The organism is Streptomyces sp. NBC_00259 (assembly GCF_036181745.1).
GTDB lineage: Bacteria > Actinomycetota > Actinomycetes > Streptomycetales > Streptomycetaceae > Streptomyces > Streptomyces pratisoli.
Map to the genome: position 1 here is coordinate 2,300,651 of NZ_CP108080.1, position 14,487 is coordinate 2,315,137.

14 protein-coding genes are annotated in these 14,487 nt (G+C 70.8%); 8 read left to right on the forward strand and 6 right to left on the reverse strand.

Annotated elements, in window-relative coordinates; all coding sequences use genetic code 11:
- Nucleotides 1–100: 100 nt before the first annotated feature.
- Nucleotides 101–643 carry a hypothetical protein gene (locus tag OG766_RS10335; protein ID WP_328725112.1) on the reverse strand — a complete coding sequence of 181 codons (543 nt, stop codon included), beginning with the start codon at nt 641–643 and terminating at the stop codon, nt 101–103.
- Nucleotides 644–756: 113 nt separating this feature from the next.
- On the reverse strand, nt 757–4,353 hold the full coding sequence (locus OG766_RS10340) for an ALF repeat-containing protein (protein WP_328725113.1): 3,597 nt from the start codon (nt 4,351–4,353) through the stop codon (nt 757–759).
- Nucleotides 4,354–4,884: 531 nt separating this feature from the next.
- On the opposite strand from OG766_RS10340, the gene OG766_RS10345 reads away from it, so the two are divergent.
- Nucleotides 4,885–5,376, forward strand: coding sequence for a hypothetical protein (locus OG766_RS10345; protein WP_266374511.1), 492 nt, complete (start codon nt 4,885–4,887; stop codon nt 5,374–5,376).
- Between the two features lie 119 nt (nt 5,377–5,495).
- Nucleotides 5,496–7,007, forward strand: coding sequence for a trypsin-like serine protease (locus OG766_RS10350; protein ID WP_328725114.1), 1,512 nt, complete (start codon nt 5,496–5,498; stop codon nt 7,005–7,007).
- A gap of 74 nt (nt 7,008–7,081) precedes the next feature.
- Here OG766_RS10350 and OG766_RS10355 read toward each other — a convergent pair whose 3' ends face one another.
- Nucleotides 7,082–7,369, reverse strand: coding sequence for a DUF397 domain-containing protein (locus OG766_RS10355; RefSeq protein ID WP_266374509.1), 288 nt, complete (start codon nt 7,367–7,369; stop codon nt 7,082–7,084).
- The gene (locus tag OG766_RS10360) at nt 7,326–8,177 is read right to left on the reverse strand and encodes a helix-turn-helix domain-containing protein (protein ID WP_266374508.1); all 852 of its coding nucleotides are present in this window, start codon (nt 8,175–8,177) and stop codon (nt 7,326–7,328) included. The genes OG766_RS10355 and OG766_RS10360 overlap by 44 nt, the downstream gene beginning before the upstream one ends.
- Nucleotides 8,178–8,273: 96 nt before the next feature.
- Between OG766_RS10360 and OG766_RS10365 the strand changes: the two genes are divergently transcribed.
- Complete coding sequence (locus OG766_RS10365; protein WP_443045469.1) at nt 8,274–8,720, forward strand: ATP-binding protein; 447 nt, start codon at nt 8,274–8,276, stop codon at nt 8,718–8,720.
- Between the two features lie 40 nt (nt 8,721–8,760).
- On the opposite strand, the gene OG766_RS10370 is transcribed toward OG766_RS10365, so the two are convergent.
- The gene (locus tag OG766_RS10370; protein WP_266374507.1) at nt 8,761–9,480 is read right to left on the reverse strand and encodes an SDR family oxidoreductase; all 720 of its coding nucleotides are present in this window, start codon (nt 9,478–9,480) and stop codon (nt 8,761–8,763) included.
- Between the two features lie 180 nt (nt 9,481–9,660).
- Here OG766_RS10370 and OG766_RS10375 point away from each other — a divergent pair, with 180 nt between their 5' ends.
- The 3 genes from OG766_RS10375 to OG766_RS10385 all read left to right on the forward strand — a co-directional run bounded on the left by OG766_RS10375 (nt 9,661) and on the right by OG766_RS10385 (nt 12,241).
- Nucleotides 9,661–10,815 carry a serine hydrolase domain-containing protein gene (locus OG766_RS10375; protein WP_328725117.1) on the forward strand — a complete coding sequence of 385 codons (1,155 nt, stop codon included), beginning with the start codon at nt 9,661–9,663 and terminating at the stop codon, nt 10,813–10,815.
- A gap of 52 nt (nt 10,816–10,867) precedes the next feature.
- Nucleotides 10,868–11,395 carry a DUF2330 domain-containing protein gene (locus OG766_RS10380; RefSeq protein ID WP_328725118.1) on the forward strand — a complete coding sequence of 176 codons (528 nt, stop codon included), beginning with the start codon at nt 10,868–10,870 and terminating at the stop codon, nt 11,393–11,395.
- Nucleotides 11,396–11,572: 177 nt separating this feature from the next.
- Entirely contained in the window at nt 11,573–12,241 is a 669-nt protein-coding gene (locus OG766_RS10385; protein WP_266374505.1) for an O-methyltransferase, read from the forward strand.
- 110 nt (nt 12,242–12,351) lie between these two features.
- Here OG766_RS10385 and OG766_RS10390 read toward each other — a convergent pair whose 3' ends face one another.
- The gene (locus OG766_RS10390; protein ID WP_266374503.1) at nt 12,352–13,338 is read right to left on the reverse strand and encodes an NAD-dependent epimerase/dehydratase family protein; all 987 of its coding nucleotides are present in this window, start codon (nt 13,336–13,338) and stop codon (nt 12,352–12,354) included.
- A gap of 260 nt (nt 13,339–13,598) precedes the next feature.
- Here OG766_RS10390 and OG766_RS10395 point away from each other — a divergent pair, with 260 nt between their 5' ends.
- Complete coding sequence (locus OG766_RS10395; protein WP_266374502.1) at nt 13,599–13,931, forward strand: antibiotic biosynthesis monooxygenase family protein; 333 nt, start codon at nt 13,599–13,601, stop codon at nt 13,929–13,931.
- Between the two features lie 100 nt (nt 13,932–14,031).
- The gene (locus tag OG766_RS10400; protein ID WP_328725120.1) at nt 14,032–14,478 is read left to right on the forward strand and encodes a hypothetical protein; all 447 of its coding nucleotides are present in this window, start codon (nt 14,032–14,034) and stop codon (nt 14,476–14,478) included.
- Nucleotides 14,479–14,487: the final 9 nt, after the last annotated feature.

The following is a 14,487-nucleotide window of genomic DNA, read 5'->3' on the forward strand; positions in this document are numbered from 1 at the left end:
TCGGGGTGTGCCGCCCAATGGTGGCCGGACGGCGGTTGGTTCCGGGTGATGTCGGGGAGGCCGGCACGGCCGGTGAAGGACCGGCCGACGGGGGTGGGCCTCACATGTACTGGAAGTAGCGGTCGAACCAGACCGGGGGCAGGTCCTCCTCGTCCTCGTCCTCGTCGTCGTCCCAGCCTTGCTCGGCCGCCAGGGCCGCCAGGAGCGGCTCGGCGTACATCTGCTCGAGGACGGACCTGCCGTCGTACGGCTCCAGGAGGAGCTCCACGGGGACGAAGACGCAGCCCAGGTCGGTGCAGACGCCGTCGAGCCAGGTCAGGAACTCCTCGGTGAGGCCCTGCTCGGAACCGGGCATGCCTTCGCCGCCCGTCCCGGCCGTGACGAAGCCGCCGAAGTTGCTCAGCAGTACCCACAACGGCCGCTCGAGGCCCGTCACTTCCGTGGGGACCGTGATGCCGCCGTAGTGACTGGTGTCCTGGGTGAGGCCGCTCGTGCAGGCCGGCCCGAAGCGCCCCTCAAGGGCGCGTACGAGCCCTGCGAAGCGGTTCCCCTCGACGACCAGGTCGAAGTGCGGCGGGCGTTCCAGGTGGTCCGGATCGTCGTGCTCCCTCAGGAGCGCCCGGATCTCGTCGGTCGGGAGCATGGTCGGGTCCTTCGTGTTGTGCAGGCGTGTGGTGGACACCGGTGGGCCCGGCCGGATGCCGGGCCCACCGCGCTCCATGAGGTCAGGACGGGGGTGTCGGCCCCGCCGCGTCCTCAGAACCTGGGGCAGTCGCGCGAGGAGGACGGGTAGGCGGTGATCACCCTGTCCTTCTTCTTGACGACCCTGGTGACGACGCAGAGGAACTTCTCGCCCCCTTCACCGATCGCTTCGTCGTAGTCGATGCGGGTGACCTTGTTCTTGTTGTTGGTCGGGACGACCTCGCCGCCCTTCTTCCAGGCGTCGTCGATCATCTTCAGGAGCTCGTCCTGGTTCTTCACCTTGAACACGCCGTGCAGGGGCTTGCCGTCGACGGCCTTCGTGTGGTCCATGATGTGGTCGATGCGGTGCTTTGCGGCGCTTTCGCGCATGTAGACCAGGCCTGCGGGCGACACGAAGATGTCGTTGCCCATGTTCGCGAAGCCCACGGGGCAGGAGATCCCCTGCGTCATGGACCTGGCCATGGACCTGGTCAGGGACCTGGCGAGCGACCTGGCGCACGAGGGGAACTGCGCGTTCTTGCCGAAGAGCTTCTTGAAGAAGCCGTCCGCCTTGGTGCCCCACTTGCCGAACTTGACGCCCGCGGCGCCCCATCCGGCGAACGGGACCATGCCGGCGCAGGACAGGCCCGCGTCGATCTTCTTGTCCTCGCCGAAGTACCAGGCGCAGTTGGCGCCGTCCGCGATCTCGCCGAAGCCCGGGATCAGGCCGAGCGCGTCGAGGGTGAAGTGGCCGCCCTCGGAGAAGACCTTCCCCCAGTCGATCTCGTCGAGCTTGCGCAGGTACTCCTCGAACTCCTCGTCCTCCGCCTTGAGGGAGCGCTCCTCCATCTCGGCGACCAGGTTCGCGAAGTGCGCCCTGATCTCCTCCTGCAGCTTCCGGAAGGCGATGTCCCCGGCCTCGTCGGCCGCCTTGCTGGCGGCGGTGGCGTCCTTGCCGGCGGCGACGGACGAGGCGTAGGCGGCGTCGGCCGCCGCCCAGGCCTCACTCGCGGAGTGCTGCGCCGAGACGGCGGAGGCCTCCGCACGGGACGCCGACAGGTCGGCGCGCAGCACGGCGTCCTTCGCGCTGGCCTCGGCGGCGCGTGCCGTCCGGGCCGAGGCCGCCGCCTCGGCGGCGGACTTCTCGGCGGCATCGGCATGGGCGTCGGCCTGCTTGGCGTATTCGCCCGCCTGCCTCGCGGACTCCTCGGCATCCCGGGCGTACCTGGCCGCGTCCTCCGCCGCCTTACGGGCCTCTGCCGCCACCTTGGCGGCCAGCGCGGCGTCCTTCTGTGCCGTCGCGGCAACGCGGGCCGCCCCGGCGATCAGCCGCTGGACCCGGGAGACATGGCTGGCGGTGAGCTGGTCCTTGCGCTTGGCGCGGAACTGCTCGACCTCGATGAACCGGTGCAGCACCTGGGGCGGTCCGGCGAGCGCGACATCGGCGGCGGCCTTCAGTTCGGGGCCGCCGGTGCTCCTCAACTGGACGGCGCGGACGCGCTCATCGGTCGTACGGGCCGTGTAGTAGCCGGTGTGGATGAACTCCCGCAGCTTGTCCGTCGAGCCGGAGTTGAGCGCGTCCTGCCCGGCCTTCTTCACCCCCGATCCGGCGCCGTCGATCAGCTGGGTCGTCCTGATCCGGTAGTCGTTCTTGGCCGCCTCGTGCTGTCCGGTCGCGATGAAGGCGCCGATCTGCGCCGTGTCGCCCTTGAGCGCGGTCTTCGCGGCCGTGCGGACGGGTTCGTACTCGGAGTCCAGGGCCAGGTTGACGGTGCGGGCGTACTCGTCCCGTTCGCCTGCTTCCTTCCAGCCGGCCCGGATGTACTCGACGACCAGTGCGTCGGAGCCCGCGAGGGCGGCCTCGGCCGTGGTGACGCTCCAAGGGCCCCGGGTCTTCGCGACGTGCAGCGCGACCTTGCGCGACTTCGTGGCCGTTTCCCCCAGGTCGTTGCCCGGGTTGGTCACCTCGGCCGCGAGACGGAGCGCCTCCTCGTCGGCCGCCCTGGCCTCTGCGGCGGCCTTCTGCTCCTCCGCCTTGCGCTCGTCGTCGGCGACCTTGAGGGCCTTGGCCTCCTCGACCTCGCTGTACCTGCGGTCGGCCAGCTCCTCCGCCTCGACCTCACGGGCCAGGTCGTAGGTGGTCCTCGCTTTGGCGACCGCGGCTGTCGCCGCGTCGGCCGCCTTCTTGGCCTCCGCGGCGTGCTTGGTCGACTCGGCCGCGGCCACGGCGGCGTCACCGGCGTGCTCGGCGGCCGCGTCCGCGGCGGCAGCGGCGTTCCTGGCGTGCGCGGCGGCCGACTTGGCGGCGTCGCGGGCTTCGCGCGCCGCCTTGGCGGACTTGCCGGCCAGTTCCACGGCTTTGTTCGCGGCCCGGGTGGCCTCGGCCGCGTGGCGGCGAGCCGCCGCGGCCGCGTCCCTTGCCCGCTGGGCCTGGGCGCTGGAGACGCCTGCGTGACCGCTCGCCTGCTGTGCCGCGGCCGCGGCGAGGTCGGCGTTGCTGCCCGCGCCGGCGGCGGCCAGGGCCGCCTTGCCGGCCTCGTCGGCCGCGTCGCCGGCGAATTCGGCGGCCACGGCCGCCTTCTCGGCTCCCTTGGCGGCGGTACGGGCACCCTCGGCCGCCTGGCGCGCTTCCTTGGCCTTGGTCGCGTCGGTCGCGGCGGCCGCGGCCGCGTTACGGGCGCGGGAAGCGGCCTGGGCGGCTGCCGCGGCGGCGGACGCCGCCTGGGCCGCGGCGTTCGCGGCGACCCGGGCCGAGGTGTTGGCGGCACGGGATGCGGTGATCGCCTGCTGCGCGGCCTTGGCCGCACCCTCGGCGGCGTCGGCCGCGCGGCCGGCGGCGTTGGACGCCTTGGTCGCGTCGTCCTTGGCGGCCGCGGTCTCGGCGGCCGCCTTCTGCGCGGCCTCCTTGGCCAGCTTCGTCGCGGCGACCGCGCGGGCCGACGCCTCCTTCGCGGCCTCGGTCTCCACCCGGGCCTGACGGCCGGCCTCTTCGACGAGGGCGACGAGGTCCTCGATGGTGGCCTGTTCCTGGTCGCGGGCGCGCGCGACGTGCTGGCCCACCTCCAGGAACTCCGTCACGTCCTCGTGCGCGCCGTCGAGTGCGGCCTGCGCGGCTTCCCTGGTCGCGGGACCACCCGTGCTCAGGATCTGCACGACCTGGACGCGCTCGTCGTTCTGCCGGGCCGCGTACTGGCTCTCGGCGATGAAGTTCTGGACGTCGTCGGCGGTGCCGTTGAGCGCCGCCTGGCCGACCTCCTTCACCTCGGGGCCGCCGGCGCTGATGATCTGGGTGGCACGGACTCGCTGGTCCTGCTCGAACGGCGCCTGCCAGCCGGTCTTGAGGAAGGTGTCCAGCTGTGCGGGCGTACCGGCCAGGGCCCGCTCCGCCGCTTCCCGCACGCCACGACCGCCGGCCGAGAAGATCTGCACGGTGGCCACCCGGTCATCGCTGAGCTCGGCCACCGCCTTCTCGCCGTCGAGGAAGGTGCGTACGTCCGAGTCCGACCCCAACAAGGCGACTTCCGCAGCCGCCTTGACCGCGGGGCCACCGGCCTTCCACGCCTCCAGGACCTTGCCACGGTCGGTGGCCGGAATGTGATCGCTGCTCAGATCCTCGCCCTGGGCGGGGTCTTCGAGGGCCTGGGCCGGAACGGCCCCGACGAGTCCGGCCATGAGCGAGATCAAGAGGGTCAGGCACAGTGCCCGCATGGCCCGTATCGATCGCTTCACTCTGGTTGTAAGCCCTTTTCCGCCGGCCAGTCCGGCGCGGGCTCCGAGTCGTTGTCTCAAAGTATCAAGCAGCCATTTCCCTATCTGGCGCCAACTGTCCCACCAGTTACCGAATTTCGGCTCGCCGAGTATACGCAGGTGTCGTACACCCACTGGATGCACATGGTTGAGATGCTTGCTATCGTGTGTTCACCGCCGGGGGGCGGACGGGGTGGCGTACGGCGCGAGTTGAGCGTCTGGATGCAGTGGGGGACGAGGCCCAAGGGGGATGGGCCCAAGCGCGCAACGAGCGCACCGACAAACTCACCCTCAACGCCTGCGCGCGAAAGAACGCCTTTACGGCTTTCCGGGCTGCTTTCCCTGTGCGCAAATTTCGACAACGCGTCAAACCTCGGTCAGCCTGCGCCTGTCGAGTCTGCTGAGACTGCCTTTGCGGATTCGTTTTTCCGCATGCCTTCCGGAAGGAACACTCTGGTGATATCCCACGCCCGTAAGCTGCTGTTTTCCGCCTTCACCGCCGCCGTGATCATCGGTGCCTCCACCCTCGCCGCGACCCACACCGACGCCAACGCCGAGGCCGCGGCCGCCGACGTCCCCCCGTTCGCCGTCGAGGACTTCAACTACCCCGGAGCCGACAAGATCCTCGCCGAGCAGGGCATCGCCCTCAAGCGTGGCGATGGTCACATCACCCTTGCCACGTGCAGCGACGCCGCCGACCAGCTCAAGGTCCTCACGCGCGTCGGCGCAGGCGAGTTCTGCTTCAAGGTCACCTCCGCCACCGGCCACCTCACTCTCGAACTGGCCGATGTCTTCGCGATCCAGACCGAGTCCCACCCGGTCCGTGCCGAACTCACCGCCGAGGGCAAGAGCCAGACCGTCGACGTGCCCAAGAACAACCTGAAGGGCGTCGGCGAGGGCGTCGGCGACGCCCCCACGGTTCTCCTCGAACTCCGCGTCACCGGCTGACCGGCCCCGGACGGACGACCTCGCGTGCCCGCTCCGTGACGTCGCCGGCCGAACGCGTCAGCCACGTAGAGTAGATCCGAAGGAACTGAGCAACCCACGTGTCCAGAAATCGCCGACGCATGGCCCTGACGAGCACACTGCTCGCGGCCACCGTCGTCACCGGTGTCCTCACCTCGCCCGCCCACGCCGCCGCCGGCACCCCTGTCGCGGACAACGCCTACGCGTTCACCGCCAAACTGATGATCGGTGAGGGCGACACCGCCCGCGCCTGCTCCGGTGTGCTGGTGGACCCCCGCTGGGTCGTCACCGCCGCCTCCTGCTTCACCGGCGGCCTCACCCAACTCGCCCCCGGCAAGCCCGCAGAGAAGACCGTCGCCACCATCGGCCGCACCGACCTGACCCAGACCACGGTCGGGGCCACCCGGAACGCGGTCGAACTCGTCCCGCACCCCGACCGGGACCTGGTCATGGTGAAGCTGGCCACCGGTGTCGCCGGCGTGAAGCCGGTCGCCCTGGCCGCCACACCGGTGACGGCCGACGAAAGCGTCCAAGCGGCCGGGTTCGGTCGTACGAAGACGACCTGGGTCCCCGACAAGCTGCACACCGCGCCGTTCACCGCGGTCGGCGACAGCTCGGCGAACGTCGCCCTGACCGCCACGGGCGACTCGGTCATCTGCCATGGAGACGGCGGCGGCCCCGTCCTGCGACAAGCGGGTGGCACCCAGGAACTGGTCGCCGTCACCAGCACGTCGTGGCAGGGCGGCTGCCTCGGTACGCCGTCGACGGAAACCCGCACGGGAGCCGTCGCCACCCGTGTCGACGACGTGCGCACGTGGATCACGAGCACGGCGTTCGCCGCTCCGGGCGACATGACCGGCGACAACAAGCCCGACCTCGTCGCCGTCGACGACCTCGGCAAGCTGCGCCTCTACCCCGGTACGGGCACCGGCGCCCTCGGCTCGCCCACCTACATCGGGTCCGGTGGATGGTCGGGTGCCTCTGTGACGCACCGCGGTGACTGGACCGGGGACGCCATGGAGGACATCGTCGCCATCGTCGGCGGCGAACTGCGCGTCTACCCCAACCGCGGCGACGGCTCGCTCGCCGCTCCGATCAAGATCGGCAGCGGTCTGCCCACCACCTCCAAGCTCGTCGGCGTCGGCGACGTCACCCGCGACGGCCGGCCCGACCTCGTCATCTCGTACAACGACAAGCTGTACCGGTACGACGGCGTCAGCGGCCCGGCCCCGTCCGTCGCCGCACCTGTCCTCATCGGCACCAGCGGCTGGAACGTCATGTCCCTGACCGCACCCGGTGACGCCGACAAGGACGGCCGGGTCGATCTGCTCGCCCGGGACACCCGTGACGGAATCCTGTACCACTACCTCGGACAGGCCAACGGAACGTTCGGCGACCGGACCGAGTACGGGCGCGCGTACACCGTCACCAACCGGCCCCTGATCGCCGGCGCCTCCGACGCCAACCTCGACGGCGTCGCCGACATGTGGACCACCGCGGGTGACGGCACCCTGTGGTTCTACAAGGGTGGGACATCGATCCACGGCCCGATCGACGGCCCGAGCACCAAGGTCGGCACCGGCGCCTGGGACACCATCCGCTCCATCAGCTGACCCGCAACCCACGAGAAGCGGCCGACTGAGCCGAGGGACCCCGGTGGCGCCCAGCCGCCGGGGTCCCCGTCGTTTCAGGCGGAGCCGAGCCCGTCGCGAGCGGCCGCCTCGACGAAGGCCGTGAAGGCGGCCGGGGTGAGGGTGAGATGGGGGCCGTCGGGGACCTTGGAGTCGCGGACGGCGACGAGGTGCGGGGCTTCGGCGATCTCGACGCAGTCGCCGCCCGTGTCACCGCTGTAGCTGGACTTACGCCAGGCGGCGGCGCCGAGGGGGGCACACTCGACGCAGGATCCGCCCTGGTCGCTGCTGTAGCTGGACTTACGCCAACGAGCGCCCGTCAGACGAGAGTTGCGACTCTCCATAGTGCTCCTCCATCGTGCGCCGGATCAGCGCGGCCGAGTCCTTGATGGACAGGGCGGCGGCTTGGAGGTGATCGTAACGGAGTGAGCAGTTCTTGACCGTGTCCGGGTTAGCGGTCGGATGCCCTGCCCCATAGCCCTCCGTGTAGACGATGGTCGGGTCGTCCGTGAAGCGGAAGAGGTCGAACGGGCCAGTCAGTCCAGCATGGGCTCCGGCATTGAACGGCAGCACCTGGATGTTCACCCTCGGATCGATCTCGTACGACATCAGGCGTGACAGTTGCTCCCGCATGACATCCGGCCCGCCGATCTCCTGGCGCATCGCCGCCTCGCCGACGATCGCCCAGAACACCGGCGGCTGCTCCTTCTTCAGGATGCGCTGTCTCGCGAGCCGGACCGTCGTACGGTCATCGAGTTTGCTGCGATCCATCGCCCCGAGCACGGCGCTCGCGTACGCCTGAGTCTGCAAGAGGCCATGCACCAGATGCGTGTGGAAGGTGTAGACCTCGGTCGCGCGCGCTTCCAACTCGGCCACCTGTTGGAACCATGCGGGCAGTTGGCTCCGCAGCACCAGCCCCAGCAGCCGCGTCAGTAACCCACCCGTCCCCAGCGCCGCGTCCACGCGCTCGCTGAACGGCTCCGTCGGCAGCTTCCGTGCCGTCTCGATCTGGCCGACCAGCGAGCCCGTGTAGTTGATGACGTCGCCCAGTTGCCGCTGTGTGAGTCCGGCCGCTTCGCGGTGGCGGCGCAACTCGTAGCCGTAGTAGTCGAGCGGTGAGGCGCTCGGGTCGAGGATGTTGATGTGGGCCACGCCGGTCCCCCTCGTACGCAAGCAACCCCGCCCACTTCAGGACGGGTTGTATTCGGTCGGTAGCCGAGCGTAGCCGTCGACCTCCACGCTCGTAGCGTGAACGAATACATCGCCCCCACCTTCACCCCCGCTGCTGCCTCCCAGTACGGCATGCGGTTCACCGTCGGAGCGCACTCCGCCCGCCATGTGCGCCGTATCCTGCGCAGCTACCTCGCCCTGTGGGACATGCCGGGCCTCGCCGACGACGCCGCTCTCGCTCTGACCGAGTTGCTCGCCAACGTCGTACGCCATGTCCCCGACCGGCGCTGCGCGTTGCTCATCGAGCGCGGCCCGGAGGGCGTACGCGTGGAGGTGCGCGACGAGTCTCCCGTACTCCCCCGGCTGCTGAGCGCATCACCGGAGGACGAGTCGGGGCGCGGGCTCGCGCTGCTTGACGCGGTGGTGCACAAGTGGGGGGTCTCGCAGACGGGTGCGCCGGGGAAGACGGTCTGGTTCGAGTGCCGTCACGTGCCCCGACCGGACGACAACAGCCTCAGAAGGTGACGGGGGCGTGAGGGCTGGGCGGCCATGGACACCGAGGCCGTCAGCCGAAGTCCGAACCCGTCGGCATCACCACGATGTCGCGGACGCAGATGCGCTGCGGCTGCTTCCAGCAGAACAGGATGATCTCGGCGAGTTCCTCGGCGCCGATGAAGTCGGGATGGCCCAGACGCTCGTTGTACTCCTCGAAGCTGATGCCCATCTCCGCGTGGATGTTGGTCCTGACGAAGCCCGGCGCGACGTTGATGACGCGGATGCCGCTCTTCGCCTCGCCCTTCTGCAGGGAGCCCGCCAGCGAGCGCAGCGCGGCCTTGCAGGCGTGGTAGACCTCGCCGTCGGGGCCCGGCACGCGGTCGCCGACGGAGCTGATGTTGATGATCGTGCCGCTGTTGCGCCTCTTCATGTCGCCCAGCACCGCGTGGATGCCGTTGAGCACGCCCTTGAGCAGCACGTCGACCTCGTACGACATGTCCGCCGGATCCCGGGTCTCCAGAGCGCCCATCCGGAGGAACCCCGCGCAGTTGACGAGGCATTCGGTCGGTCCGTGCAGGGCCTCCGCCGCACGGATCGCGGTTTCGAGGGCCTCGTGGTCGCAGACGTCGACCGCGGCCGTGGCGATCTGCTCGGAGGGCAGCCCTTCGAGCGGCGTGGGATGCCGCGCCACCAGGAGCAGAGGGTGCCCCTGCGCGGCGAAGGCCGCGGCCACCGCCCTGCCGATGCCATGGCTCGCTCCCGTGACCACGACCAGGGGTGCTGCAGCCATGAGGCCCTCCGAGCGGACAGGGGGTGGAACGGGACGAGGTGGGAGTGGCACGGCGTAGTGTCACACCCCGCTTCGACGCCGGCGGGCGCACACGCCGAGCGTGTCGGATCGGCGGAGCAGCGATGAGTCCGGGCCGCGGCTGTAGTCCTACCTTCGAACGCACACTGCGGAAGGGGACCGATGGGCAGCCTGCGCGAGACCCTCATGAGACATGTCGGCGACGGATCGGTGCCCGGCGCCGTGGGTCTGGTCGTGCACGGTGACCGGGTGGAGGTGGCGGCCGTCGGGTCCGTCGACGTCGGCGGCAGCGCCCCGATGTCCAGGGATTCGATCTTCCGGATCGCCTCGATCACCAAGCCCGTCGTCGCCGCGGCGGTCATGGTCCTGGTCGACGAGGGCCGGCTCGCGCTGGACGACGCGGTCGCGCCGTGGCTGCCGGAGCTGGCGGCCCCCGTGGTCGTCCGTACGCCGTCGAGTCCCGTCGACGACGTCGTCCCGGCGGTCAGGCCCATCACCGTGTTCGACCTGCTCAGCTCCTGCGCCGGATACGGGTTCGCGTCCGACTTCTCGCTGCCGGCGCTCGCCCCGCTGTTCGGCGAGCTGAAGCAGGGGCCGCCGCAGCCGCAGAGCGTTCCGGCGCCGGACGCCTGGATGGCGGCGCTGGCCCGGATCCCGCTGCTGCACCAGCCCGGCGAGGCATGGCTGTACAACACGTGCTCCGACATCCAGGGCGTACTCGTCTCGCGGGTCACGGGCCGCCCGCTGCCCGAGTTCCTCGCCGAGCGGCTGTTCGAGCCGCTGGGGATGACCGACACCGGATTCGCCGTACCGAAGAGCAAGCTGGACCGGTTCACCAGCCAGTACCGGCCCGATGAGCCCTGCGGACTCGAACTCGTCGACGCACCCGACGAGCAGGGGCAGTGGAGCAGCGTGCCCGCGTTCCCGTCCGGCGCCGGCGGCCTGGTCTCGACGGTCGACGACTGGTGCGCCTTCGGCCGGATGCTGCTCGCCGAAGGGACCTTCGGGGACCACCGGATCCTGTCGCCCGAGTCGGTCCGGCGGATGACCCACGACCAGCTGACCAGGTCCCAGCGCGAGGCCACTGATCTGTTCCTGGAGGGCCAGAGCTGGGGCTTCGGCGGGGCGGTCGACGTCGAGGCCACCCACCCCTGGAACGTGCCAGGCCGCTACGGCTGGGTCGGCGGCACGGGCACCACGGCGCATGTCGTCCCGTCCACCGGGACCGTCAGCGTCATGTGCAGCCAGGTCTCGATGAGCGGGCCGACGCCGCCCGCGCTGATGAGGGACTTCTGGCGGTACGTGGCCGGGGGCTGACCAGGCCAGGCCCCGGGAGCTGGTCGAATGGCGCGACGGAGCCCGCGGAGGGATGCTGGCTGGACGCGACGATCCACCCGGGGAGGCGCCCCCGGGCGTCTCCCCGGGCACGTCCGGCCATGTCTACCCGATGCGGCTGTCACGGCTCGCACGGGAACCCCAGTCGCTGGGCCTGTACGTGGTCGCACCGCACCGGATGGAGCCGCGCGGCCGGATCGGCGGGAATGCGCCGGAGGTGACGTACGCGGGGAGGATCGCGCCGTCCGAAGGCGCGGTCGGACGGCTGACCGGAGGCGCTCCCGCCTTCCTCACCTCCTTCGAGCAGCGCTTTCCGGAGCCGTCGCGGATCGACGGGGACCACGAACTGCGGGCGGCGGACGCCGACACCCCGTACCGACGGGTGGCGTACGAGAACGAGCTGCTGACCGTCGCGGGGGTGCCGGTGTGGCTGCCTGCGGTGGGCACCGTGCTCGCCGCGGCGCTGACGGCGGTGCTGCTGCTGCTGTTGCGGGTACGGTCGCGCCGGCTCCGGGGCCGGTCGGCGTCGCAGGCACCGCAGGCATCGCTACCGCTGTCCTGAGTCGGCGTCGATCGCGCCGGGATCCGCCGGAATCGGGCCTGGTTCCACCGGGATCGGCCGGGAACGCGCCCGGATCAGGGGAATCCGGCCGGGATCGGGGGAATCCGGCCGGGATCGGCCAGGAACGGGCCGGGATCGGACCCGTCCGGGACTTCGGACTTGGGATACGTTTCCCGTATGTCTGAACAGCAATGGAACGCCGTGGACGCCTACTTCACCGATCTGCTGGTCCCCGAGGACGACGCACTGACGGAAGCTGTGACCGCGAGCGACGCGGCCGGACTGCCGCCGATCGCCGTGGCACCCAACCAGGGAAAACTGCTCCATCTGCTGGCCCTCACCCAGGGCGCGCGGAGGATCCTCGAGATCGGCACGCTCGGGGGCTACAGCACCATCTGGCTCGGCCGGGCACTGCCCGCCGACGGACAGCTCGTCTCGCTGGAGTACAACCCGGCGCACGCGGACGTCGCACGCGCCAACCTTGCCCGCGCCGGCCTCGACAAGACCGTCGAGGTACGCGTCGGCGCGGCACTCGACAGCCTCGCCCAGCTGGAGTCGGAGGGCGCGGAACCCTTCGACCTCTTCTTCATCGACGCGGACAAGGCCAACAACCCCCACTACGTGGAGTGGGCGGTGAAGCTGTCCCGTCCGGGCAGCCTCATCATCGTCGACAACGTCGTCCGCGGCGGCACGGTGGCCGACGCGACGAGCGACGACCCGGCGGTCGTCGGCACCCGCCGGATGTTCGAGGTCGTCTCGGAGAACCCGCGGCTCACGGCGACCGCCGTCCAGACGGTGGGCGCCCGCGGCTACGACGGCCTCCTGCTGGCCCGCGTCACCGGCTGAGCCACCCGAAGCCCGCTGCAAGCGTCCTGGCCGGCGATGACCGGCCAGGACGCGGCGCCGATCGTGCGGGTGACGCGGGCGCGGCGGCGAGCGCACGCCGCCGTCAGCCGTCAGCCGAGCGCGTCGAGCAACTCGCGCTCGCGCTCGGCGCTGAGGCCGGCACGTCGTACGCGGACCAGTCCCTGCTCGCGTTCCCAGAGCAGTGTGTCGGCCAGCAGCTCGGCCCGTGGCCGATGCCGGAGTCCCGCGGCGCGCGCCGCGGCCCCGGTCCGGGCCGACCAGCCTTCCCACCCCGGCTCGACCAGCCACATCGGCAGCGACTCGGGCCCCATGTACTCGGCCACGCCGTTCGCGAGGAGCCAGGCCGAGTCGGCGGTGACCACCGGACCGTCGTGCCCGCCGATCGCGCGGGACAGCTCGATCCACTCACTGAACGGTACGACCGGACCCACCGCGTCGTACGTGCCGGTGGTCCCCGCCTCCGCGGCGTCGAGCAGCCAGCCGGCGAGGTCCCGTACGTCAACGGCCTGTGTGGGCATGGCCGGTACGTCGGGAACCAGCATCGGGCCTTGCGGATCGCGGGCGGCGCGGGCCACCCAGTAGCCGGAGCGTCCGCTGTGGTCCCCCGGACCCCCGATGAGACCGGCGCGGGCGATGAGGAGGCGGTCGCCCACGGCCGCCGTCGACGCCTGCTCGCAGGCGACCTTCGCCTCGCCGTACAGCTCGCGGTCGACCTCGCTCCGGCCGGTCGGGGGGAGAAGGTCGGCGGACTCGTCCGTGGCGGACGCGGCATGGGAGGCGTAGGCGCTGACGGAGGACACATAGGTCCAGTGCCCGGCCCTGCCGGCCAGCGCGTCGAGGGCGCCACGGACGAAGCCCGGCTGCCATGACACCTCGACGACCGCGTCCCATTCGCGGTCGAGCAGTGGCTCGTACGCGGAAGGATCACGCCGGTCCGCGGACACCAGCGTGGCTCCGTCCGCGACTTCGCCGCTTTCACCGCGCGCGAGGCACGTCACCCGATGACCGCGCTCGACGGCCTGCCGTGACAGCTCTCGGCCCACCCACGCCGTACCACCCAGAACCAGGATCTCCATCCCGCCACTCAAGCACCGCGAATGCCGACCGCCCAGATGGGTTCGCTGTCGGCGGACCGATGGCATCGGCCACGCGCCGCTCGCCACTCGCCCCTCGCCCCTCGCCCCTCGCCCCTCGCGTGAACCATGCTCCCGCCGGGGTATCGCTGTCGGCCGGGAGCCGGGCCACCGGCGCTGCGGCTGTCGGGCACGGGATCACGGCACGCACACTGTCCGTGTCAGGTCTCCAGCCGGGGGACCTCTTGAGTAAGTGGGGTCATGTGCCCAGCGTCGTGAAAATCAATGTGCTGACGGTTCCCGCCGAGCAGCGCGAGGCCTTGGAGAAGCGCTTCGCCGCGCGCGCGGGCGCGGTGGAGTCCTCGGACGGCTTCGAGTGGTTCGAACTACTGCGTCCGGTGGAAGGCACCGACACCTACCTCGTCTACACCCGCTGGCGGAGCGAGGAGGACTTCCAGAACTGGATGTCCGGGCCCATGCAGGCGGCCCACCGAGGCGAGGGCGGCGGCGAGGGCGAGCGCCCGAAGCCCGCCGCGACCGGGTCCACCCTGTGGTCCTTCGAGGTGGTCCAGCAGGCCGCTCCGAAGAAGGGCTGACACCGGCCGTCCCGGCCGCGGGCCCGCCCGGGCGGCCTCGCGGCCGGCCCGGCGCCGGCGGCGTTCGGTTCCGCCGGCCACATACACACATCCTCACTTCATGATCTTCAGGAGGCGCGACGAGTTGGCGATAGGTTCGCGATGCGACGATGCCGACTTCTCCGTCCTGTTCAGCTCTGAACGGACGTTCAAGGTCTGGCGTTACGGTGTCGGGCACTCGCAGCTGCTGCTCCGGGCGGCTCCGGAGCCCTCGCAGCCACAACGCCTGGATCTCCACTTCGAGGGCGTGGAGGCCATGCAGCTGATCACCCGCTACGAAGCGCTCGAACTTCACACGTTCGACGAAGCGGAGAGCGAGCGCATCTTCGAGGCGTCCGGCGTCCCGTCCCGATGGAGGCCGCACCGGCTCGTTCTCGGCCTCCGTTCCAGGAGCGGTGCGGGCTATGTGCAGTGCGCGAAGGTGAGCGCTCTGCGCGGTGGAGCGGATGTCATCGGGCCTGACGATCCGTCCGAGTCCGTCGACGTCGTGTGGAGCCTGCGCGGCTGACACCGCGTG